We start from the raw sequence: 22,537 nt of genomic DNA on the forward strand, positions 1-22,537 counted from the left end.
GCCGCCACGGTCGTCACGGTTGAAGGGACGGCCACCACGGTCGCCACCACGGTCGTCACGGTTGAAGCCGCCACGGTCGTTGTCCCGACGGAAGCCGCCACGGTCGCCGCCGCGGTCGTCACGACGCTCGAAGGAACGGCCACCACGGTCGCCGCCACGGTCGTCACGGTTGAAGGGACGGCCACCACGGTCGCCACCACGGTCGTCACGGTTGAAGCCGCCACGGTCGTTGTCCCGACGGAAGCCACCGCGGTCGTCGCGACGCTCGAAGGGACGGCCACCACGGTCGTCACGACGCTCGAAAGAACGGCCACCACGGTCACCGCCGCGGTCGTCACGACGCTCGAAGGAACGACCACCACGGTCGCCGCCACGGTCGTCACGACGGTCACGGCGCTCGAAGTTGCCCCGCTCGTCACGGCGCTGGCGCGGCTCGTACGAGGACGAGCGCTCCGGCTGCTCCGGGACCTCGACCACGACGGCGGCGGCAGCGGCCTCCGCGGCGGCGGCGACGGCCGCGGCCACACCCTCCTCGTCCTCGCCACGGTCACGGGCGGCGCGGGCGGTGAGGCGGTCGGCCTCCTCGCGCAGCTCGGTGGCACGGCGGGTGGCGCGCTCCAGGTCCTTGGTCAGGGAGGCGACCTCGCGCTCGGCCTGCTGCGCCGCGTTGCCCGCGGACTCGGCCTGGACCTCGGTCATGGAGCGGGCGCCGGTGATCTCGGCGACCTCCGGCTCGAAGGCCGCGCCGCCCTGGATGATGTGACGCCCGGCGTCGACGCCCGCGTCCTCCATCAGGCGGAAGATCTGGCGGCGCTGGTGCGGCAGCGACAGGGAGACGACGGTGCCCGTGCGGCCGGCACGCGCGGTGCGGCCCGCGCGGTGCAGGTAGTCCTTGTGGTCGCCGGCCGGGTCCACGTTCAGGACCAGGTCGATGCCGTCGACGTGGATGCCGCGGGCGGCGACGTCGGTGGCGACGAGGGCGTTGACGTAGCCCTTCTTGAAGTCCTCGAGGACGCGGGTACGGGCGCCCTGCGTCATGCCGCCGTGCAGCGCGTCGGCCTTCACACCGGCGTCGCAGAGCTGCTCGGCGATGCGGTCGGCGCCCAGCTGGGTGCGGACGAAGATGATCGTGCGGCCCTTGCGGGAGGCGATGGCCGCGGTGACCGGCGCCTTGTCCTTGGGCTTCACGATGAGGATGTGGTGCGACATGGTCGTGACGGCGCCCTGGGCGGCGTCGACCTCGTGGCTGACCGGGTTGTGCAGGTAGCGCGTGACCAGGGTCTTGATCTCGTTCTCCATGGTGGCGGAGAAGAGCATGCGCTGGCCGCCGGCCGGCACCTGGTCGAGAAGCTCGGTGACCTCGGGCAGGAAGCCCAGGTCGGACATCTGGTCGGCCTCGTCGAGGACCGCGACCTCGACCTCGGAGAGGTCGGCGGCACCGCGGTTGATGAGGTCACGCAGACGGCCCGGGGTGGCGACGAGGATGTCGACGCCGCGCTCGAGGGCGTAGATCTGGTTGCCCATCGACGTACCGCCGCAGACGACCTTCATCTTGAGGCCGACCTGGTCGCCGTAGGGCTGCAGCGCGTCCGCGACCTGCATCGCGAGCTCACGGGTCGGGGTGAGGATGACGGCGCGCGGCTTGTGCTTCTCGCTGCGGCCACCGGCCAGACGCGTCAGCGTCGGCAGGCCGAAGGAGAGGGTCTTGCCGGAGCCGGTGCGGCCACGGCCGAGGATGTCCTTGCCGGCCAGGGCGTCCGGGATGGTCGCGGCCTGGATCGGGAACGGGCTGGTGACGCCGTTCTGCGCGAGCTTGCGCACGATGCCCTCGGGGAGCCCGAGGTCGGCGAAGGTGATGGTGGGCTCGTCGTTGTCGGCCTCGTCGTTCTCGACGACGTCGGTCTCGACGGCCTCGACAGCCTCGGTGGCCTCAGGGGCCTCGGCCTCGACGACAGCGGTGTCGGTCACGTCGTTCTCGACGGCGTCGACGTTCTGGTCAGCGAGGTTTTCAGTGGAAATGGACATGCGAAATGCGAAACCTTCCGGAGTCTCGGCACGCGCCCGTCAACTCCGTGTAATTGCGCTTTCGCAAGTCGACCGCCTCAATGCGGTCCAGCCACGGCAAGGGAGAGTACGCGCCACACGGCGCTCTCTTCTGCGGCGCCGGGCAAATGGGATCAAACGATCTACCACCATACGCACCCACCCACCACCTAGGCAAACCAGATCCCTGAGACCCCGCTCACACAGGGCCACGAGGACTCAGGCGGGCGCCCCGGCACGCGGCGTCGGCTCCCCCATCATGACGCGCGCCCCGGCCTGCTCGTGCGCCGAGGACGAGGGCTCCGCGGTCGTCGGGGACGGCGGCGGGGTCTGCGACGGGGTCGGGTCCGGCGTGGGCGTCGACACCGGCGGGGTGGTGCGGGGCGGCGTCGGCCGGCCCGGAGAGGTCGCGGGCGCCGGCTTCGAGGGGCGCCCGCCGCGCGAGGGCGAGGCCGACCCGGACGGCTCCGCCGAGGCGTCCGCCCCCTCGTCGCCGTGCCCGTCCTTGCCGCCCTTGCCGTCCTCGGCGCCCTTCGCGTCGTCGTCCGCCCCGTCCGAAGCCCCCGCCCGGCCGGGGTCACGGCCGGCCCGCGGCCCGGCGGCGGCACCGCCCGAGTCCGCCGTCCCGCCCTCGGGAGCGGCCGCGCCACCGCGGTGCGAGGCGGAGTGCGACGGCGCGGGCCCGTCCCCGCCGTCGGCCACACTCATGCACCCGGCGGCCGCGGCGACGGCCACCGTGGCCGCGGCCACACGCCCCAGACGAAGGACACGGACGGATACGGGCAGCTGGCGCACAGGGGCACCTCCGGGGCACGGAACGGGGACACCGTTCCCAACTCCCGTGCCCCGCAAGAGGACACGCGCCACCCCGGCCGGAACCGCCCGTCAGCCGTATCCGAGCGCGTGCAGCCGGGCGTCGTCGATCCCGAAATGGTGCGCGATCTCGTGCACCACGGTGATCTCCGTCTCCGCGACCACGTCCTCCCGCGCCTCGCACATCCGCAGCGTCGGCCCCCGGTAGATCGTGATCCGGTCCGGCAGCACCCCCGCGTACCACTCACCGCGGTCGGTCAGCGGCGTGCCCTCGTAGAGCCCGAGCAGCTCGGGATCGTCGGCGGGCGGCTCGTCCTCCACGAACACGGCCACGTTGTCCATGAGCCGCGTCAACTCGGGCGGAATCCGGTCGAGCGCCTCGGCGACCAGTTCCTCGAACTCCTCACGCGTCATCTCCAGCACCCGGCCATTGTCCGGCACAACCCGCATATCCACCCGCTCACTTGGGCATACGGGAGCAATGGCCCGCTCGCCCACCGCCGCCATACGTGTCCTGCGCCGGGCGCTCCGCCCCGCGCGGGGAGCCCGGGACCCCCGCGCGCGCCCCGTCGCCCTGCAGCTCGTCCACCCGCCGCACCCCCTGACCCGCGCCCTCGGCCTGGTCGCCGTCGTCCTGCTCGGCGCCTGGCTGGGCCTGCTGATCGTGGGCAGCGTCCGTACGCCGGTCGGCCCGATGGACACCAAGATGACGCTGCGCCCGTCGCTGACCGGCGGCACGAAGATCAACGTGTCGCCGCTCGGCGCCCTGGAGCTGGACTCCCACACGGGCCCGATCCGCCTCGACGTCGACGTCGACCGGCTCGACCCCGACCGCTCCCAGGCCCTCGTCGACCACCCCGAGCGGATCTCCGGCCTCCAGGACGAGGTGGCCCGCGACGTCGAGCACGGCACCGTCGACCTGGCCCTGCGCTCCTGCGTCGCCGTCGTCTCCGGCGCCACCGCCCTCGGCCTCGCCGTCTACCGCCGCCCGCGCCGCGCCCTCGCCGCCGGCGGCCTCGCCCTCGCCCTCCTCATGGCCTCGGGCGTGAGCGCGTACGCCACCTGGAACCCGAAGTCGGTCCTGGAGCCGAAGTTCTCCGGACTGCTCTCCTCGGCCCCCTCCGTCGTCGGCAACGCCCGCTCGATCGTCACCGAGTTCGACGTCTACCAGCAGGAGTTGGCCCGCCTGGTCACCAACGTCACCAAGCTCTACGACGTGACGTCCACGCTCCCCGCGTACCGGCCCGACCCGTCCACGATCCGCGTCCTGCACGTCTCCGACATCCACCTCAACCCGGCGTCCTGGAAGATCATCGCCTCGCTCGTGAAGCAGTACCGGATCTCGGTGATCGTCGACACCGGCGACACCATGGACCACGGCTCCACGGCCGAGAACGCCTTCCTCGACCCGGTCGCCGACCTGGGCGCCCCGTACGTGTGGATCCGCGGGAACCACGACTCGAAGGAGACCCAGCGCTACCTGGGCCGCTTCAAGAACGTGCGCGTGCTCGACGAGGGCCGGGCGGTCACCGTCGCGGGCCTGCGATTCGCCGGCACCGGTGACCCGCAGTACACCCCGGACCGCTCCACGAAGGCCCTCGGCGACCCCGCCGAACGCCTCGCGGGCATCCGGCTCGCCTCGGCCCTGCGCGACCAGCGGGCGGCCGGCACGCCCGTCGACGTCGCGCTCGCCCACAATCCGCTCGCCGCGCGCCAGACGGACGGGGCGGTGCCGCCGGTCCTGGCGGGGCACGTCCACCACCAGGAGATGGAGGTGCTGCCGCTGGGGACCCGGCTGCGGATCGAGGGCTCGACCGGAGGCAGCGGACTGCGCGCCGTCGACGACAAGGAGCCGGACCCGGTGGAGGCCTCGGTGCTCTATCTGGACCGCACGAGCAAGCGGCTCCAGGCCTGGGACGAGATCAGGCTCGGCGGCCTGGGGCTGACGACGGCCGAGGTCAGCCGCCATCTCCCGGCCGAGAACCAGCCCGGCGCGACCCCGTCCCCGAGCGCCCCGCGCGGCAGCCCGTAAACCGTTTTGGCGAACCGTCCCCGCATCCCATATGCTTCTCACGTCCCCGACGCGCTGCGAAGCGCGCAGGCGGGCCGATAGCCCTCATCGTCTAGCGGCCTAGGACGCCGCCCTTTCAAGGCGGTAGCACGGGTTCGAATCCCGTTGGGGGCACGCAACACAATGTGCGACACTTAGTCGCGCAACAGCTTGGTCCTGTGGAGCAGTTTGGAGTGCTCGCCACCCTGTCAAGGTGGAGGCCGCGGGTTCAAATCCCGTCAGGACCGCTGAAGTTCTTCGGAACTTCGTGGCTGGGTAGCTCAGTTGGTACGAGCGATCGCCTGAAAAGCGATAGGTCGCCGGTTCGACCCCGGCCCCAGCCACCAGCCTTCGGGCCCCGTCCATCGGACGGGGCCCGAAGTCGTTTCCGGATCAGGCCCCCGGCAGCGCGGCGGTCTCGCCGACCGCGAGGAGCAACTGGACGGGCCATTCCGGGTCCGCCTGGCCCACGGCGAGTCCGATCCAGCGGTCGCTGTCCGGCAGGTGCCACACCTGGACGCTCCCGGCCATGCCGCTCAGGAAGCTCATCGGTTCGGGCACCGGCCCGTCCGCCTCCACGTACGGCCACAGGTCGATCTCGCCCGGCGCGCCCCAGCGGCCGGTCAGTTGAGCGGCGAGTGCCGTGTGCGCGGCCTCGATCTCCCGCTCGGCCGCCTCGACGGTCCCGGTGTCCCGGTCGTCCCAGAAGTCCCGGCTCTCGCGGAGCACGGCGAGATGGTGGCCGGGCCCGCCCCACCGGCCGTCCACGGGCCGCGTCGCCTCGGGCGGGAACGGCAGGGCGGCCAGCCGGTCCACGGCGGACAGTTCGTTCGGCATGGCGGGAGCGTACGAGAGGCCCTACACGGGTGCCGCGTGCAGGGGCTGGGTGCCACGGCCGCCCGGGTGGCGGTGGCGCCAGAACCAGAAGAGGGCGCAGGAGACGACGGACCAGGCGGTCAGGACCAGGAACGGGAAGGCGTGCTGGTTCCCCTGGAAGTAGACCGCCGTGTGCTGGGCGTTGACGGAGGCACCCGGGGGCAGCCACTGGCCGACGCGGCCGATGAAGGTGGGGAGCAGCGGCGGGGCGACGGCGCCGCCAGAGGCCGGGTTGCCGAGCAGGACGAGCAGGCCCCAGGTCGGGATCATCGCCCAGCGGTGGAAGAACGTGTTGAACATCGTGAAGACCATGCCGCAGGTGAACATCGTCAGGGCGAGGATCAGCCAGGACTCGACGAAGGGCAGGTCGACCGCGCCGAGCCACCAGTCGGCGACGGCGGCCACGGCGAAGCCGCCGAGCAGGGCGTAGGCAACGGTGAAGGCGATCCGCTCGGCCGGGTTGAGACCCCGGGCGTGGACGCTGAGCTGGATCGCGCCGACGAAGCCGATGATCACGGCCGCGAGCGAGATGTAGAAGATCGTGAGGCCGCGCGGGTCGCCGCTCTGCAGCGGGCGCACGTCGCGGACGGTGACAGGGATGCCGGTGGCCTTGCCGACGGCGGGGCCCGCCTCGGCGAAGACCTGGGCGACGGAGAACCCGGAGGCGCCGGAGACGTCGAGGAGAACCCGGTCGCCGCCGTCCCGCACGTCCATGACGGCGTAGATGCGCTGCTCGTCGATGGCCTCGGCGGCGTCCTGCCGGGAGGCGTAGGGCTTGAGGTCGAGCTGGGCGTCGAGGGCCTTCTCCATCGCGCCGAGGAACTGCCGGCCGCGGGCCTGGTCGTACTGGCCGGTGACGCCGGTGGGGATGTGGTGCGGGGTCGGGTTGGCCATGGAGTACGTGTAGGCGGCGGCGAAGAGCGCGGCCGCGGCGGCGAGGATGAGGACGAGGACGGTCGCGGGCAGGAACGGGGACTTCTTGTAGTTGGCCCAGTGGTCGCCCCGGGTGGGCGGGCGTCCGTGCTCACCGTGCGGCGGGTGCGGGCGCGGCTGTTCGTCATCGGCCAGGGGCGACATACCCTGCACGCTAAAGCACGTATAAGCCGCATACATCCCAGAAGGGCCCGCTTCCCTCCCCGGGTGCGGGGCCCGCGGCAAAACCGTTCGCCACGAATTTCTCCGAGGTGAGATCCTGGAGGACGTATGTCTACGCAGCCTGCCCCCGCCGCCACCGACCGGATCGCCGCCGTAGCGCGGCGCCTGTCCGAGCTGTCCCTTCGCGACGCCCACCGCCTCGGTCGCAGGCTGGAAGGGGCCCGCAAGATCCGTAAGCCCGAGGCCCGGGCCGCCGTGATCGCCGATATCGACGCCGAGGCCGAGAAGGCCGCGGTGCGTACGGACACGCGCCGGGCCCGCCGGGCCGAGCTCGAGGTCACGTACCCCGAGCAGCTCCCGGTCAGCCAGAAGAAGGACGAGATCGCCGACGCGATCCGCGATCACCAGGTCGTGATCGTGGCCGGTGAGACCGGTTCCGGCAAGACCACGCAGATCCCGAAGATCTGTCTGGATCTGGGGCGCGGGGTGCGCGGCATGATCGGGCACACCCAGCCGCGCCGGATCGCGGCCCGCACGGTCGCCGAGCGCGTGGCGGAGGAGCTGCGCACGCCGCTGGGCGACGCGGTCGGCTGGAAGGTCCGTTTCACCGATCAGGTGAACCAGGACGCGACGTTCGTGAAGCTGATGACGGACGGCATCCTGCTGGCCGAGATCCAGACCGACCGCGACCTGCGCGCGTACGACACGATCATCATCGACGAGGCGCACGAGCGGTCCCTGAACATCGACTTCCTGCTCGGGTACCTGGCGCAGCTGCTGCCGCGCCGCCCCGACCTGAAGGTCGTCATCACCTCGGCGACGATCGACCCGGAGCGTTTCTCGCGGCACTTCGGAGACGCGCCGATCGTCGAGGTCAGCGGCCGTACGTATCCGGTGGAGGTGCGGTACCGCCCGCTCCTCGAGGAGGACTCCGACGACTCCGACCGCGACCAGATCACGGCGATCACGGACGCGGTCGAGGAGCTCCAGCGCGAGGGCGACGGCGACATACTCGTCTTCCTCTCCGGCGAGCGGGAGATCCGCGACACGGCGGACGCACTGGAGAAGAAGAAGTACCGGTTCACCGAGGTGCTGCCGCTGTACGCGCGGCTCTCGCACGCCGAGCAGCACCGCGTCTTCCAGCGCCACACGGGCCGCCGGATCGTCCTCGCGACGAACGTCGCGGAGACCTCGCTGACCGTCCCGGGCATCAAGTACGTGATCGACCCGGGCACCGCCCGCATCTCGCGCTACAGCCACCGTACGAAGGTGCAGCGGCTGCCCATCGAGCCGGTCAGCCAGGCCAGCGCCAACCAGCGCAAGGGCCGCTGCGGCCGTACGAGCGACGGCATCTGCGTCCGGCTGTACTCGGAGGACGACTTCCTCGCCCGCCCCGAGTTCACGGACGCAGAGATCCTCCGGACGAACCTGGCCTCCGTCATCCTGCAGATGACCGCGGCGGGCCTCGGCGACATCGAGAAGTTCCCCTTCATCGACCCGCCGGACCACCGCAACATCCGCGACGGTGTCCAACTGCTCCAGGAACTGGGCGCGTTGAACCCGGCGGAGAAGGACGTCCGCAAGCGGCTCACGGAGCAGGGCCGCCGGCTCGCCCAGCTGCCCGTCGACCCGCGTCTGGCCCGCATGGTCCTGGAGGCGGACAAGAACGGCTGCGTGCGCGAGGTCATGGTGATCGCGGCCGCGCTGTCCATCCAGGACCCGCGCGAGCGCCCCTCCGACAAGCAGCAGCAGGCGGACCAGCAGCACGCCCGCTTCAAGGACGAGACCAGCGACTTCCTGGCGTTCCTGAACCTGTGGCGGTACGTGCGCGAGCAGCAGAAGGAGCTCGGCTCCTCGGCGTTCCGCCGGATGTGCAAGCGCGAGTTCCTGAACTTCCTGCGCATCCGCGAATGGCAGGACATCTACACGCAGCTGCGCACGGTCGCCAAGCAGATGGGCATCCACCTCAACGAGGACGACGTCCCCGGCGACTCCATCCACGTCTCCCTCCTGTCCGGTCTGCTCTCGCACATCGGCATGAAGGACGTGAAGGAGTCGAAGGAGTCGCAGGCCAAGGACCCCAAGCAGGCGGGCCGCGACCGCGGTCGCAACGAGTACGTGGGTGCGCGGAACGCGAAGTTCGCGATCTTCCCCGGCTCGGCGCTCTTCAAGAAGCCGCCGCGGTTCGTCATGTCCGCGGAGCTGGTGGAGACCAGCCGGCTCTGGGCGCGGGTGAACGCGAAGATCGAGCCCGAGTGGGTCGAGCCTCTCGCCGAGCACCTCCTCAAGCGCACGTACAGCGAGCCGCACTGGGAGAAGGACCAGGCGGCCGTCATGGCGTACGAGAAGGTGACGCTGTACGGCGTCCCGCTCGTCGCGCAGCGCAAGGTGAACTACGGGCGGATCGACCCGGAGGTCTCGCGCGAGCTGTTCATCAGGAACGCGCTGGTGGAGGGCGACTGGCGCACCCACCACAAGTTCTTCGCGGACAACCGCAAGCTGCTGACCGAGGTCGAGGAGCTGGAGCACCGGGCGCGCCGCCGCGACATCGTGGTGGACGACGAGACGCTCTTCGACTTCTACGACCAGCGGGTGCCGGAGCATGTCGTCTCGGGCGCCCACTTCGACTCCTGGTGGAAGCACAAGCAGAAGGACGAGCCCGAGCTGCTCGACTTCGAGCGCTCGATGCTGATCCGTGAGTCGGCGGAGGCGGTCACCAAGGCCGACTACCCGGACTCGTGGCGGCAGGGGCAGCTGAAGTTCCGGGTGACGTACCAGTTCGAGCCGGGTGCGGACGCGGACGGTGTCACCGTCCACATCCCGCTCCAGGTGCTCAACCAGGTCACGGACGAGGGCTTCGACTGGCAGATCCCGGGCCTGCGCGAGGACGTGGTGGTCGAGCTGATCCGCTCGCTGCCCAAGCCGATCCGGCGCAACTACGTGCCGGCGCCGAACTTCGCGAAGGCGTTCCTGGAGCGGGCCGTACCCCTGCAGGAGCCGCTGCCGAACACGCTCGCGCGCGAGCTCCAGCGGATGGTCGGGGTCCCGGTCTCGCCGGACGACTTCGACCTGACCCGGATCCCGGACCACCTGAAGATCACGTTCCGGATCGTCGACGAGCGGCGCCGCAACCTCGCCGAGGACAAGGACCTGGAGGCCCTGAAGCTCAAGCTGAAGCCGAAGGCCCGGCAGGCGATCTCGAAGGCGGCCGCGGCGACGGCCGAGCGCTCCGGCGGCGAGTCCCTCGAGCGCACGGGCCTGACCGACTGGACGCTGGGCACGCTGTCGAAGGTCTTCGAGACCCGCCGCGCCGGCCAGCCGGTCAAGGCGTACCCGGCGCTCGTCGACGACGGCGACACCGTCTCCGTACGGCTCTTCGACACGGAGGCCGAGCAGGCGCAGGCCATGTGGAAGGGCACGCGCCGGCTCATCCTGCGCAACATCCCGGTGAACCCGGGCAAGTTCGCCTCCGACAAGCTGAGCAACGCGGCGAAGCTCTCCCTCTCGGCGAACCCGCACGGCTCGATCCAGGCGCTGTTCGAGGACTGCGCGATGGCGGCCGCGGACCGGCTCATCAGGGAGTTCGGCGGGCCCGTCTGGGACGAGGAGTCGTACCGCAAGCTCTACGAGAAGGTGCGGGCCGAGATCGTCGACGCGACGGTGCGCACGGTCGACCAGGTGCAGCAGGTGCTGGCCGCCTGGCAGGCCTGTGAGCGGCGCCTGAAGTCGACGAACAGCCCGGTGCTGCTCGCCAACCTCCAGGACGTGCGGACCCAGTTGGACCGGCTGGTGAAGCCCGGCTTCGTGACGGCCACGGGGACGCGCCGGCTGCCGGACCTCATGCGGTACCTGGTCGCGGCCGACCGGCGGCTCCAGCAGATGCCGACCAACGTCCAGCGGGACACCACCCGTATGGAGAAGGTCCACGAGATGCAGGACGAGTACGCCTGGCTGCTCGAGCAGATGCCGCAGGGGCGGCCCGTGCCGCAGGAGGTCCTGGACATCCGCTGGATGATCGAGGAGCTCCGGGTCAGCTATTTCGCCCACGCCCTGGGCACCGCGCACCCCGTCTCGGACAAGCGGATCGTGAAGGCGATCGACGCCGCCGTTCCGTGACGAGGCAGCCACGCGGGGTGAGTTCGACGCGTGGGCCTGCACTGCTGTACTGTCCTACTCGCAGCGCAACGCAGAAGAAAAAGCGCCGCGAAACCTGGTCCTGTGGAGCAGTTTGGAGTGCTCGCCACCCTGTCAAGGTGGAGGCCGCGGGTTCAAATCCCGTCAGGACCGCAGCAAAGAAGGCCCGCACCGCAAGGTGCGGGCCTTCTGCGTGTGCTGGACGTGGCGGCCACACGGAGCACCCGCCCGCACACCCCGCGCCTCGCGCCGCACCTCTGGAGGCCGCGCCCGCGGCGGAGCCGCAGACGACACAGCAAATCCCGTCAGGACCGCAGCAAAGAAGGCCCGCACCGCAAGGTGCGGGCCTTCTGCGTACGCCGAGTTCATGGCCCGCACCTGGTGGTGCGGGCCTTCTTGTTGTGTTCGGGTGCGGGTCCCGGTCGTCCCGGGGTGTCTTGACGGACGCTCAGGGGCTGGGTACTCCAGAACCACGACCCGGCGCGAGGGGAGGGGGCGGCATGGCGGCACCCGTACGGCACGAGACCCGGGCCCTGTTGCGCGCACACCTCGCCGCGGCCTCGGGCTACCGGCACGTCACCCGGCACTGCCCCATCTGCCATCGCCTCCTGCGGCTCGCCATGGAGCCGGGCGGGGAACTCGCCCCCGAGGACCTCACGCAGGCCCTGACGGGCCGCGAGAGCGCCTCCGAGGAGGGCGAGGACGAAAGTCCCCCGAAGGGGTGACGAAAGCCGACCCACAAGCCGCCCGTCAGATGACAGCCTGGGGAGAGTCGGAAGCCGCCTCACCCTCGCCGGCCCCCTCTAGCGCACGGGCATCCGGGGCAACAAGATTCAGGGCGTGTGACGGGTGTCACCGAACTTGTTTTGGAAACACCGTTTCTTACCCCCGCCCTACAACTCCTCAATTTAATATGTGCAATTGCACCACCCCCACGGGCGCCTGCCAGCTCTTCGTCAGCCCTCCGTCAGGCTCTGGCCAGAGGCCTCGCCGAGACTCCCCCAAGACCCACCAAGACCGCACCGGAACCCCCGCCGGAGCCCCACGACTCCCCCGCCGGCACCCACGCAGCGCACAAAAAAATCGCGCTGGACCCGGCGGAGTCCAGCGCGATCGACGACGCACCGTGTGAAGCAGTGGAGATGACGCTTCGTGGCGCTTCATAAGAAGGGGGCCTGTTGGGGCAGGTCCCGCGTCGTGTGGAGCTATGGGGTGGGCGCAGTACGGGTTGGGGGACCCGAAACGCCCGATATGTACCGCGTTCTGCGGGGTCCTCAGGCCTCGCTGCGCTGCTGCGGAATACCCGCAAGCAGGGCGCGGACCTCGGCCTCGCGGTAACGGCGGTGCCCGCCGAGCGTGCGGATCGACGTGAGCTTGCCAGCCTTCGCCCAGCGCGTGACCGTCTTCGGGTCGACGCGGAACATCGTGGCGACCTCAGCGGGGGTCAGCAGCGGCTCGGCATCAGGGGTGCGAGCGGTCATGAGCGGCCTCCTCGGGAGAACCGAACCTTCTCGGTTCTTTCCTTTAAATTCTGCACCTTGACCCGCGTTGCCCGATATGGCGGACACGGGTCGAGTCGGTTATAGGACGAACGGCTTGTCCTCGGCACTACAACTACACCATCCGTCCAGCCGCGTCGGCCAAACCGATGGAATTGCCCTCCCAGGTGTTCATCAGCGACGGAAGCCGATGGACCATGCCATAGCGGACAGTCACGCCCCTGTGACGATCAGTCACAGGGGCGTCAGGAGTCACCAGACCCCCCAAAGACAGTGCAATGCTGAGTGATCCACCCGAAGTGGTGCCTAGCCGGGCGGACAGAGTCCTCCCCGGACTCCTTGTCCTATTTTGGCACGAGGAGGGGTGATGGGCGCAAGGGCGAAGTTAGTGCAGTCCGTCACGCTTGCATCACGCTTGACTTAAACGCCCGGATCAGGACGTAGGTCCCGAAGGCCCGCATGCGTCCGGTCAGTTGGCGTTCTGCCGTTCCTTCACCGCACGCCAGCGTGCCACGAGCCGCGCGTACGCCTCGCTCGCGCCCGCCCCGTCGCCGGCCCGCAGCGCCGCGATCCCCTCCGCGACGTCCGCCGCCGAGTGGTCCTCGTCCAACTGCTCGGCGGGCAGGGTGTGCACGAGCCCGCCGTAGTCGAGCTCCACGTACGAGCGCGGGTGGAACTCCTCCAGCCAGCGCCCCACGTCCATCAGGCCGTCGATGAGCGGCCCCTCGTCGATCGCGTCCTTGAGCGCCTTCAACGCCCGCGCCACCCGCCGCCGCGCCTGCACCATCGGCGTCCGGTACCGCAGGGACGCCTCGCCCCCTGCGCTCTTCGGCGCGTAGGCCCGCTCCTCATCAGCGACGAGCACGAACCAGTTCAGCGGCACGTGCCAGGTCGAGGTGCGGATCCAGGGGCGCGCGTCCGGGTTCCGCTCGAGCCAGCGCTCGTAGTCGTCGGCGGTCTGCCGGCGCACCACCGGCGGGAGCGCCGCGTCCAGGACCGGCAGCGGCAGGAAGCCCGGCAGCTCGCCGAGCGCCTGCCAGCCGCGCAGCCGGGTGCGCCAGGGACAGACGCACACCACCCCGTCCGCCTCGAGCACGAACGCGTCGTCGCTCTCGTGGACCGGCACCGGCACCGGCGGCGTCGGCAGCAGATCGGCGAGCGAACCGCGCAGTTCGTCCTGGTAGGAGGGGAGGTGCTCGCGCCGGGCGTAGCGCTCCCAGTGGCCGCGCTCGGGCTGCGGGAACGCGGCCAGCGGCTCGTAGACCCGCAGATAGGCGGCGTACGGGACGGTCGGCGAGGACACCTTCTTCGGCACGGCTGCTCCCTCCCCCGACCACGACCCGGAAAACACTGCAAATCGTGCCACGGCAGGCCCCGGCGCACGCGCCCCCGCGTACGGAGTGCCCTGACGCGAGAGAGTGATCCTGGGCACTGCGCGGGTGGCGGCCCGCGCCGCGTTCTAGTCTTCTGCCCACGGAGACCCGCCACCCGTACGGGGCTCCGCTCAACCGCCGCAACTTACTTGGGAGTCACCACAGTGACCGATGTGACCGGCGCCGCTGCCGACGTGCTGCAGACCCTGTTCCACTCGGACCAGGGCGGGCACGAGCAGGTCGTGCTCTGCCAGGACCGGGCGAGCGGCCTCAAGGCCGTGATCGCCCTGCACAGCACCGCCCTGGGCCCCGCCCTCGGCGGCACCCGCTTCTACCCCTACGCGACCGAGGCGGAGGCCGTCGCCGACGCGCTGAACCTCGCGCGCGGCATGTCGTACAAGAACGCCCTGGCCGGGCTGGACCACGGTGGCGGCAAGGCCGTCATCATCGGCGACCCGGACCGCATCAAGACCGAGGAACTGCTGCTCGCCTACGGGCGCTTCGTGGCCTCGCTCGGCGGGCGCTACGTGACGGCCTGCGACGTGGGCACGTACGTGGCCGACATGGACGTGGTGGCGCGCGAGTGCCGCTGGACCACCGGCCGCTCGCCCGAGAACGGCGGCGCGGGCGACTCCTCCGTGCTCACCGCCTTCGGCGTCTTCCAGGGCATGCGGGCCAGTGCCCAGCACCTGTGGGGCGACCCGACGCTGCGCGGCCGCACGGTCGGCGTCGCGGGTGTCGGCAAGGTCGGGCACCACCTGGTCGAGCACCTGCTGGCCGACGGCGCCGAGGTCGTGATCACGGACGTGCGCGAGGAGTCGCTGCGCCGCGTCACCGACCTGCACCCCGAGGTCCGCATCGCCGCCGACACGGACGAGCTGATCCGCGTCGAGGGCCTGGACATCTACGCCCCGTGCGCGCTGGGCGGCGCCCTGAACGACGACTCGGTGCCGGTGCTCACCGCCAAGGTCGTCTGCGGCGCGGCCAACAACCAGCTCGCCCACCCCGGCGTGGAGAAGGACCTCGCGGACCGCGGGATCCTCTACGCCCCGGACTACGTGGTGAACGCGGGCGGGGTCATCCAGGTCGCCGACGAGCTGCACGGCTTCGACTTCGACCGGTGCAAGGCGAAGGCGTCGAAGATCTTCGACACCACTCTCTCGATCTTCGCTCGCGCAAAGGCTGACGGGATCCCGCCGGCCGCCGCGGCCGACCGGATCGCCGAGCAGCGCATGGCGGAGGCGCGCGGCCGCGCGTGATCGCGGGCGCTGAGTAACGAGCGTCACTCTTCTCGGCGGGTCGCCCGCCGAGAAGAGGTTAAAATCGCAGCTGACCAGCGAGGACGGGGCTCTTCGCTGGTCCTGCGCACACGCGCGTCCTGCGGGCGACGTACCGTATGGGCGTGGGCTCAGGTACCGTGGAAGCCCTACGGACCGGTCTCTCTGCGGAGAGCCCGTTCCTGAACATGAACGCGTGTCAAGACTCTGGGGCCGTCGAGCCCCGTCACCGAGGGGGTCGAGCCATGGGGCGCGGCCGGGCAAAGGCCAAGCAGACGAAGGTCGCCCGCCAGCTGAAGTACAGCAGCGGCGGGACTGACCTGTCGCGTCTGGCCAACGAGCTGGGCGCATCGACGTCTGATCCGGTCTCGAATCAGCCGCCTAACGGCGAGCCGTTCGAGGACGACGAGGACGACGAGGACCCGTACGCCCGCTATGCGGATATGTACGACGACGATGAGGACGAGGACGAGGAGTCCGGTCCATCGTCTCAGCGCCGCGGCGCTTGACCTCGTAGTACATAGCACGTTCAGCAGTTCATTCGTTCTCCGAACACTGCTGCACTCACCCGGTCCGGGGTGGTCACCACGCCGGACCGGGTTTTGTGCTGCCCCGGGACCCTGAGGGCCCGGGGCGGCACCCCGTGTGTCCTACTGGGCGTAGTCGCCCGTGAGCTCGGCGCCCGTGGTGTGATCGCCGCGGTCGGTGATCTCGCCGGCCACCCAGGAGTCCACGCCGCGGTCGGCGAGGGTCGTGAGGGCGACGTCCACGGACTCCTGCGGGACGATCGCCATCATGCCGACGCCCATGTTCAGCGTCTTCTCCAGCTCCAGGCGCTCGACGGAGCCGGCCTTGCCGACCAGGTCGAAGATCGCGCCCGGGGTCCAGGTGGAGCGGTCGACCGTGGCGTGCAGGCCTTCCGGGATCACCCGGGCCAGGTTGGCCGCGAGGCCGCCGCCCGTGATGTGGCTGTAGGCGTGGACCTGGGTCGTGCGGGTGAGCGCCAGACAGTCCAGGGAGTAGATCTTGGTGGGCTCCAGGAGCTCCTCGCCGAGCGTGCGGCCGAGCTCGTCGACCTGCTGCTCCAGCGCCATGCCCGCGCGGTCCAGGAGGACGTGGCGGACCAGCGAGTACCCGTTCGAGTGAAGACCGGAGGACGCCATGGCGATCACCGCGTCACCCTTGCGGATGCGATCGGGGCCCAGCAGGTTGTCGTACTCGACGACACCCGTGCCGGCGCCCGCGACGTCGAAGTCGTCCGCGCCGAGGAGGCCCGGGTGCTCCGCCGTCTCGCCGCCGACCAGGGCGCAGCCGGCGAGGACACAGCCCTCGGCGATGCCCTTCACGATGGCGGCGACGCGCTCGGGGTGGACCTTGCCGACGCAGATGTAGTCGGTCATGAAGAGCGGCTCGGCGCCGCACACCACGATGTCGTCCATGACCATCGCGACCAGGTCGTGGCCGATCGTGTCGTAGACGCCGAGGCGGCGGGCCACGTCCACCTTCGTGCCGACGCCGTCGGTCGCGGAGGCGAGCAGCGGACGCTCGTACTTCTTGAGGGCGGAGGCATCGAAGAGGCCGGCGAAACCGCCGAGGCCGCCGAGGACCTCGGGGCGCTGCGTCTTCTTCACCCACTCCTTCATCAGCTCGACGGCGCGATCGCCCGCCTCGATGTCGACGCCCGAGGACGCGTAGCTGGCACCAGTGGTCTCAGACATTGCCTGGGATCTTTCGGGTTGGTGGATACGAGAACTTGGACGCCTACGGGCGACGGATCGCGTCGGCCGCGGCGGTGGCGGCAGGACCTGCGGCCAGTTCCGTCTCCAGGAGCTGCTTGCCGAGGAGCTCGGGGTCCGGCAGATCCATCGGGTACTCGCCGTCGAAGCAGGCGCGGCAGAGGTTCGGCTTGGCGATGGTGGTCGCCTCGATCATGCCGTCGATGGAGATGTAGGAGAGCGAGTCGGCGCCCAGGGAGGTGCCGATCTCCTCGACCGACATGCCGTTGGCGATGAGCTCGGCGCGGGTCGCGAAGTCGATGCCGAAGAAGCAGGGCCACTTCACGGGCGGGGACGAGATCCGGATGTGGATCTCGGCGGCGCCGGCCTCGCGGAGCATCCGGACCAGGGCGCGCTGGGTGTTGCCGCGCACGATCGAGTCGTCGACGACGACCAGTCGCTTGCCCTTGATGACTTCCTTGAGCGGGTTCAGCTTGAGCCGGATGCCGAGCTGGCGGATCGTCTGCGAGGGCTGGATGAACGTACGCCCGACGTAGGCGTTCTTCACCAGGCCGTTGCCGAACGGGATTCCGCTGGCCTCCGCGTAGCCGACGGCGGCGGGGGTGCCCGACTCCGGCGTCGCTATGACGAGGTCGGCCTCGACCGGCGCCTCCTTGGCGAGGCGGCGGCCCATCTCCACGCGGGAGAGGTACACGTTCCGGCCCGCGATGTCCGTGTCGGGACGGGCCAGGTACACGTACTCGAAGACGCAGCCCTTGGGCTTCGCTTCTGCGAAGCGGGAGGTGCGCAGGCCGTTCTCGTCGATGGCGACGAACTCGCCCGGCTCGATCTCGCGGACGAAGCTGGCGCCGCAGATGTCGAGGGCGGCGGACTCGGACGCGACCACCCAGCCGCGCTCGAGACGGCCGAGGACCAGCGGGCGGATGCCCTGGGGGTCACGGCCGGCGTAGAGGGTGTGTTCGTCCATGAAGACGAGGGAGAAAGCGCCCTGGACCTGGGGCAGCACCTTGTGCGCGGCCTCTTCGATGGTCAGGGGCTTGCCGTCGTCGTCGACCTGGCCCGCGAGCAGCGCGGTCACCAGGTCGGTGTCGTTGGTGGCCGCCACCTGGGTGGCGCGGCCGTTCTCCTTGGGGAGGGCGGCGACCATCTCGGCGAGCTGCGCCGTGTTGACCAGGTTGCCGTTGTGACCGAGCGCGATCGAACCGTGCGCGGTGGCGCGGAACGTCGGCTGGGCGTTCTCCCACACGGAGGCTCCGGTGGTCGAGTAGCGGGCGTGACCGACCGCGATATGACCTTGGAGTGAACCTAGGGAAGTCTCGTCGAAGACCTGGGACACGAGGCCCATGTCCTTGAAGACGAGGATCTGGGAGCCGTTACTGACCGCGATTCCCGCGGATTCCTGACCCCGATGCTGGAGGGCGTAGAGCCCGAAGTACGTGAGCTTTGCGACCTCTTCGCCCGGAGCCCAGACACCGAAGACGCCACAAGCGTCCTGGGGGCCTTTCTCGCCGGGGAGCAGATCGTGATTGAGTCGACCGTCACCACGTGGCACGCCACCGAGTGTAGACGGGATCGACCACTGGTCCGAATTGGGGACAAGCGCTACCCGCGTTGACGAACGGGGACCGCCCCGGGTGACAGGGTGGGCGCACCGGTCGCGACCGCCTCTCCATGTCGCCTCTGACCTGCGCAAACGCCCTGAGCCTCGCCCGCTGGGCGCGGCCGGCGCCGGTGTGACGGAACTCGCGTTGCCGTCGCCCCGCGGCCGTTGTCCACAGGGCGGAACGTCGTTGACAGGTGTACGTCATGATCGGCATCGTCCTGGGTCATGCAGCCACTCCGTGACCGTGCGGTCACCCTTGTGGAGCGCCGCCACGTCGACCTGGTCCGTGTCGCGAGCGCCATCTGTCGCCGCGCCTTCTGAGCGCGTTCTCCACCGTTCACATCCTTCGTTCCCGGGTCCCAGCGAGCCGCTCCTTTGCGCCGGAGGAGCGGGCCTGACCCGTTCTCCCCCTTTCGCTCTCCTTCTGGAGCCTTCATGTCCTCGCATGCCTCGAAGCTGTCCCGGCGCGCGTTCGGCGGGGTGGTCGGTGCCTCGGCGACCGTCGCCGCGCTCGGCACCGCCGCCACGCCCGCCGCCGCCACCCCGGCCGTGGCCGACGCCCCGCAGGAGCGGCCGTTCCGCGCCGCCGCCGGGCGGCGCTCCCGCCGGCCCAACATCCTGTTCATCCTCGGCGACGACCTCGGCTGGGCCGATCTGTCCTCGTACGGGGCGCCGCACATCAGGACCCCGCACCTGGACCGGCTGGCCCGGCAGGGCGTGCGGTTCACCGACGCGTACAGCGGGTCCGCGACCTGCTCGCCGACCCGGTTCAGCCTCTACACGGGCCTCTATCCGGGGCGTACGAAGGGCGGGCTGGCCGAGCCGATCGCCGACCGGTCCGCCGGGCTCGACCCGAACCACCCGACGCTCGCCTCGCTGCTGCGCGGCGCGGGCTACTCGACCGCGCTCATCGGCAAGTGGCACTGCGGCTACCTGCCCGACTACTCGCCCACCCGCTCGGGCTGGGACGAGTTCTTCGGGAACTTCGGCGGGGCCCTGGAGTACTACTCCAAGCTGGGGCTCGGCGGGGAGTACGACCTGTACGAGGGGGACGCCGAGTACAAGGACCTGCGGTACTACACGCGGATCCTCACCGAGCGGGCGAGCGAGTACGTGCGCCGGGACCACGGGGACACGCCGTGGCTGCTCAACCTGAACTTCACGACCCCGCACTGGCCCTGGATCGCCGACGGGGACGAGGAGGTGAGCGCCGAGGTCGTGCGGCGGATCAAGGCCGGTGACCGGCGGGCCCTGTTCCACGACGACGGTGGTTCGGTGGAGAAGTACACCGAGATGGTCGAGGACCTGGACCGGTCGGTCGGGCAGGTGCTCGCCGCGCTGAGGGAGTCCGGCCAGGAGCGGGACACGCTGGTCTTCTTCGCGTCCGACAACGGCGGCGAGCGCTTCTCCTACAACTGGCCGCTGTCCGGCAACAAGTCCTCGCTGCAGGAGGGCGGCATCCGGGTCCCGACGATCGTGCGGTGGCCGGCCCGGTTCGACGCGGGCCAGGTCAGCCACGAGCCGGTGTTCACCCCTGACTGGACGGCGACGCTCCTGGAGATCGGCGGCGCCCGGCCCGACCCGGCGTACCCGCTCGACGGCACGAGCCTGGCCGGGTATCTGCTGCGCGGCGAGGAGCTCGCCGAGCGCGATCTGTTCTGGCGGGTGCGCGGGGAGCGGGCCGTGCGGCGCGGGGACTGGAAGTACTACCGCGGCAAGGACGGCAAGGACCGCCTCTTCGACCTGTCGGCGGACCGCCGCGAACAGGCCGACCGGGCGGCGGACGAGCCGGAGCGGCTGGCCGGGCTGAAGGCGGTCTGGGAGCGCGTCGACAAGGGGCTGCTGCCCTATCCGGCCTGAGTCCTCCGGGCGGCTACCGGCTACCGGCTACGGGGTCTTGGCGGTCAGGGTGACGCCCTTGCCGTCCTTCGTGGTCAGGGTGAGCCGGTCGCCCTTGATCACGTAGTGGACCTCGCCGTCGAGGGCCGAGGTCATCGCCTTCTCCAGGTCCGCGGCGGGGCCGAAGCAGCCCATCCGCGTCGTGATCAGGCGGCCGAAGCTGATGCGGTCGCCCTCGACCGTGGCCTTGGTGCTGCCGGTGTTGCAGCCGAGGCGGGCGTCGACGCGGCCGTCCTTGTGCAGGACGACGCGGGCGCGGTCCCGGGCGGCCTTCGGCAGCGCGGTGTCGGTGCCGGCCGAGCGCAGGCCCGTGACCTGCCACTCCGTGCCGACCAGCGGGGTGTCGGTCGTCACGGTCCCGGGGCCGGGGCGGCCGGCGCCGGGGGCCTTCTCGGTGCCGCAGGCGGTGAGCGCGGCGAGGGCGGTCACCGCGAGCGTGGTGCTGAGCGTCGTGGTGAGCAGGGCGCGGGGGGTGGTTCGTATCGGCATGGCGATGGGACGGGGGAACCCCCCGGTCCGGTTCCACCCCGTCCTGTAGGCCACCCTGCCTGTAGGCCACCCGGCCCCGCAGGCCACCCCGCCCCGCGGGCCAGCGCCCCACAGACCTCAGGCCATGATCGGAAGCAGGGCCTCCAGGTCGGCCCGCTCGCCGCTCGCGCTGACCTTCGCGTCGTCGAGGGCGGTCCGCCAGCTCGTACGGCCCGTCGCGAGGCGGAGCCAGGTGAGCGGGTCGGTCTCCACGACGTTCGGCGGGGTGCCGCGGGTGTGCCGGGGGCCCTCGACGCACTGGACGACGGCGAACGGCGGGACCCGGACCTCGGTGGACGCGCCCGGCGCCTTCACGGCGAGCGCGTCGGCGAGGAACCGGGTCGCGGCGGCGAGCAGCTGACGCTCGATCGGCAGGCCGAGTTCGGGCAGCGCGTCGTTCAGGTCGTCGGTGTGGACGGCGAGTTCGACCGCGCGGGTGACGAGGGCGGTGGTCAGGGTCATGGTCCCGACCCGGTGGACGAGCGGCCGCTCGCCGTCGACCCCGGCCGGCAGGTACGTGTCGAGCCCCTCGGCGACCTGCGCGTACAGCTCGTCCAGCGGGGCCGCGGACAGTTCGTGGACGCGGGTGTCGATGGCGGGGGCGGCGGGCGCGGTCAGCGACGGATAGTCCATCAGCGTCAGTTCGGCCCGGGCCGGGGCGGGTTCGGCGAGGGTGCGCGGGAGCATCCCGACGGCCATGGTGAGGTGCGCGGCGAGTTCCCGCACGGTCCAGTCGCCGAGCCGGGTGGGCGCCGCGAGCTGCTCCGGGGTGAGGGCCTCGACGGCCGTGCGCAGGGCGGCGAACTGGGCCAGTACGGCGGTCCGCAACTTCTCGGCGTCGTAGGAGCGCTGACGTTTTCTGGAGGTCCTGGGCTCGGGCATGACGGTGACCCTACGCCCGCCGCGCGAATCCGCTCAGGCCCTTTTCGACCAGGGCGAACGCCCGCTCCGCGCGCTCCCCCGCGTCCGCCGCGACCGCCGCCGGCGACTCGCCCGCCAGGATCCTGCGGTGGTGCTCGCTCATGAGGGCGCCGACCACGCCGGACAGCTGGGCCGCGGCGACGGCGGAGAGCAGTGCGTCACCGGTCTCCTCGGTGAGCACGATCGCGGCGGCCCGCTCGCCCCGCACCGACCAGAGCATGGCGCGGCGGGCCAGGACCGGGGTGCGCTGGACGAGCTGGATCAGCGCCAGCTCGTTGCCCTGTTCGCTGAGGCCAATCGACGGGTCCCGGTCGGCGATCTTGCGGAGGACCATCGCCCGGGTCGCGTCGACGGCCGAACTGCCGGACGGGCGCGCCCTGATGGCCTCGGCCAGGTCCTCGACGTGCTCCTCCATGGGGCCCATGAGGAGGTCTTCCTTGGTCTTGAAGTAGTTGAAGACCGTCATCTTCGAGACCTCGGCGGCCTCGGCGATCTGCGCGACGGACACCTGCTCGTAGCCGTGCTCCAGGAACAGGTCGACCGCGGTGCGCCACACCTTGATCGCCGTCTGCTTCTTCTTGCGCTCGCGCAGTCCGGGTCCGCCGTCTTCAGCCATGCCGGAACCGTACCAAGCCGTGGTCGAAGTTTGATCCGGGCAAAATTTTAGGGCACACCGAATTTTGATCCGAG

The 22,537-nt window shown here is 70.8% G+C and carries 19 protein-coding genes and 4 tRNA genes; 11 read left to right on the forward strand and 12 right to left on the reverse strand.

Annotated elements, in window-relative coordinates; translation table 11 throughout:
* The 3 genes from ACIBTU_RS03680 to ACIBTU_RS03690 all read right to left on the reverse strand — a co-directional run.
* Positions 1-2,025, reverse strand: a 2,025-nt coding sequence (locus ACIBTU_RS03680; RefSeq protein WP_399124262.1) for a DEAD/DEAH box helicase, incomplete at its 3' end; no start/stop codon positions are given.
* Positions 2,026-2,262: 237 nt separating this feature from the next.
* On the reverse strand, positions 2,263-2,793 hold the full coding sequence (locus tag ACIBTU_RS03685) for a hypothetical protein (protein ID WP_399124263.1): 531 nt from the start codon (positions 2,791-2,793) through the stop codon (positions 2,263-2,265).
* Between the two features lie 135 nt (positions 2,794-2,928).
* A complete protein-coding gene (locus ACIBTU_RS03690; protein ID WP_384618905.1) occupies positions 2,929-3,279 on the reverse strand; it encodes a metallopeptidase family protein in 351 nt (116 codons plus the stop codon).
* Positions 3,280-3,337: 58 nt separating this feature from the next.
* Between ACIBTU_RS03690 and ACIBTU_RS03695 the strand changes: the two genes are divergently transcribed.
* From ACIBTU_RS03695 to ACIBTU_RS03710, 4 genes are all read left to right on the forward strand, one after another.
* A complete protein-coding gene (locus ACIBTU_RS03695) occupies positions 3,338-4,888 on the forward strand; it encodes a metallophosphoesterase (RefSeq protein WP_399124264.1) in 1,551 nt (516 codons plus the stop codon).
* Between the two features lie 80 nt (positions 4,889-4,968).
* Positions 4,969-5,041, forward strand: a tRNA-Glu gene (locus tag ACIBTU_RS03700).
* 38 nt (positions 5,042-5,079) lie between these two features.
* Positions 5,080-5,154, forward strand: a tRNA-Asp gene (locus tag ACIBTU_RS03705).
* Positions 5,155-5,176: 22 nt separating this feature from the next.
* Positions 5,177-5,253 (forward strand) — tRNA-Phe (locus ACIBTU_RS03710).
* A 46-nt stretch (positions 5,254-5,299) separates the two neighbouring features.
* On the opposite strand, the gene ACIBTU_RS03715 is transcribed toward ACIBTU_RS03710, so the two are convergent.
* Positions 5,300-5,743: a hypothetical protein gene (locus ACIBTU_RS03715; protein ID WP_399124265.1), complete on the reverse strand. Its 444-nt coding sequence runs from the start codon at positions 5,741-5,743 to the stop codon at positions 5,300-5,302.
* Between the two features lie 21 nt (positions 5,744-5,764).
* Positions 5,765-6,859 carry an ABC transporter permease gene (locus ACIBTU_RS03720; protein WP_399124266.1) on the reverse strand — a complete coding sequence of 365 codons (1,095 nt, stop codon included), beginning with the start codon at positions 6,857-6,859 and terminating at the stop codon, positions 5,765-5,767.
* 126 nt (positions 6,860-6,985) lie between these two features.
* Between ACIBTU_RS03720 and hrpA the strand changes: the two genes are divergently transcribed.
* The 3 genes from hrpA to ACIBTU_RS03735 all read left to right on the forward strand — a co-directional run bounded on the left by hrpA (position 6,986) and on the right by ACIBTU_RS03735 (position 11,736).
* On the forward strand, positions 6,986-10,993 hold the full coding sequence (gene hrpA, locus ACIBTU_RS03725) for an ATP-dependent RNA helicase HrpA (protein ID WP_399124267.1): 4,008 nt from the start codon (positions 6,986-6,988) through the stop codon (positions 10,991-10,993).
* Positions 10,994-11,089: 96 nt separating this feature from the next.
* Positions 11,090-11,164, forward strand: a tRNA-Asp gene (locus ACIBTU_RS03730).
* A gap of 347 nt (positions 11,165-11,511) precedes the next feature.
* On the forward strand, positions 11,512-11,736 hold the full coding sequence (locus ACIBTU_RS03735) for a DUF6274 family protein (RefSeq protein ID WP_399124268.1): 225 nt from the start codon (positions 11,512-11,514) through the stop codon (positions 11,734-11,736).
* Positions 11,737-12,285: 549 nt separating this feature from the next.
* On the opposite strand, the gene bldC is transcribed toward ACIBTU_RS03735, so the two are convergent.
* Together bldC and ACIBTU_RS03745 are read right to left on the reverse strand one after the other, a co-directional pair.
* The gene (gene bldC, locus ACIBTU_RS03740; protein WP_003949541.1) at positions 12,286-12,492 is read right to left on the reverse strand and encodes a developmental transcriptional regulator BldC; all 207 of its coding nucleotides are present in this window, start codon (positions 12,490-12,492) and stop codon (positions 12,286-12,288) included.
* 487 nt (positions 12,493-12,979) lie between these two features.
* Positions 12,980-13,825: a hypothetical protein gene (locus tag ACIBTU_RS03745; protein ID WP_399124269.1), complete on the reverse strand. Its 846-nt coding sequence runs from the start codon at positions 13,823-13,825 to the stop codon at positions 12,980-12,982.
* 222 nt (positions 13,826-14,047) lie between these two features.
* On the opposite strand from ACIBTU_RS03745, the gene ACIBTU_RS03750 reads away from it, so the two are divergent.
* Positions 14,048-15,142 carry a Leu/Phe/Val dehydrogenase gene (locus ACIBTU_RS03750; protein ID WP_399124270.1) on the forward strand — a complete coding sequence of 365 codons (1,095 nt, stop codon included), beginning with the start codon at positions 14,048-14,050 and terminating at the stop codon, positions 15,140-15,142.
* 263 nt (positions 15,143-15,405) lie between these two features.
* The gene (locus ACIBTU_RS03755) at positions 15,406-15,669 is read left to right on the forward strand and encodes a DUF3073 domain-containing protein (protein ID WP_399124271.1); all 264 of its coding nucleotides are present in this window, start codon (positions 15,406-15,408) and stop codon (positions 15,667-15,669) included.
* 141 nt (positions 15,670-15,810) lie between these two features.
* Here ACIBTU_RS03755 and purM read toward each other — a convergent pair whose 3' ends face one another.
* Both purM and purF read right to left on the reverse strand, forming a co-directional pair.
* Entirely contained in the window at positions 15,811-16,878 is a 1,068-nt protein-coding gene (purM, locus tag ACIBTU_RS03760; protein WP_399124272.1) for a phosphoribosylformylglycinamidine cyclo-ligase, read from the reverse strand.
* 43 nt (positions 16,879-16,921) lie between these two features.
* Positions 16,922-18,448 (reverse strand): amidophosphoribosyltransferase, encoded by a 1,527-nt coding sequence (gene purF, locus ACIBTU_RS03765; RefSeq protein ID WP_399124273.1) that lies wholly within the window; start codon positions 18,446-18,448, stop codon positions 16,922-16,924.
* A gap of 276 nt (positions 18,449-18,724) precedes the next feature.
* Here purF and ACIBTU_RS03770 point away from each other — a divergent pair, with 276 nt between their 5' ends.
* Positions 18,725-18,820 carry a putative leader peptide gene (locus tag ACIBTU_RS03770; RefSeq protein ID WP_399124274.1) on the forward strand — a complete coding sequence of 32 codons (96 nt, stop codon included), beginning with the start codon at positions 18,725-18,727 and terminating at the stop codon, positions 18,818-18,820.
* A 114-nt stretch (positions 18,821-18,934) separates the two neighbouring features.
* On the forward strand, positions 18,935-20,359 hold the full coding sequence (locus ACIBTU_RS03775; RefSeq protein ID WP_399124275.1) for a sulfatase: 1,425 nt from the start codon (positions 18,935-18,937) through the stop codon (positions 20,357-20,359).
* A gap of 27 nt (positions 20,360-20,386) precedes the next feature.
* Here the strand turns inward: ACIBTU_RS03775 and ACIBTU_RS03780 are convergent, their stop codons facing one another.
* From ACIBTU_RS03780 to ACIBTU_RS03790, 3 genes are all read right to left on the reverse strand, one after another.
* On the reverse strand, positions 20,387-20,887 hold the full coding sequence (locus ACIBTU_RS03780; protein ID WP_399124276.1) for an META domain-containing protein: 501 nt from the start codon (positions 20,885-20,887) through the stop codon (positions 20,387-20,389).
* A gap of 117 nt (positions 20,888-21,004) precedes the next feature.
* The gene (locus ACIBTU_RS03785; protein WP_399124277.1) at positions 21,005-21,808 is read right to left on the reverse strand and encodes a sterol carrier family protein; all 804 of its coding nucleotides are present in this window, start codon (positions 21,806-21,808) and stop codon (positions 21,005-21,007) included.
* A gap of 10 nt (positions 21,809-21,818) precedes the next feature.
* A complete protein-coding gene (locus ACIBTU_RS03790) occupies positions 21,819-22,463 on the reverse strand; it encodes a TetR/AcrR family transcriptional regulator (protein WP_399124278.1) in 645 nt (214 codons plus the stop codon).
* Positions 22,464-22,537: the final 74 nt, after the last annotated feature.

It is taken from the genome of Streptomyces sp. NPDC050145 (genome assembly GCF_044460245.1).
Lineage (GTDB): Bacteria > Actinomycetota > Actinomycetes > Streptomycetales > Streptomycetaceae > Streptomyces.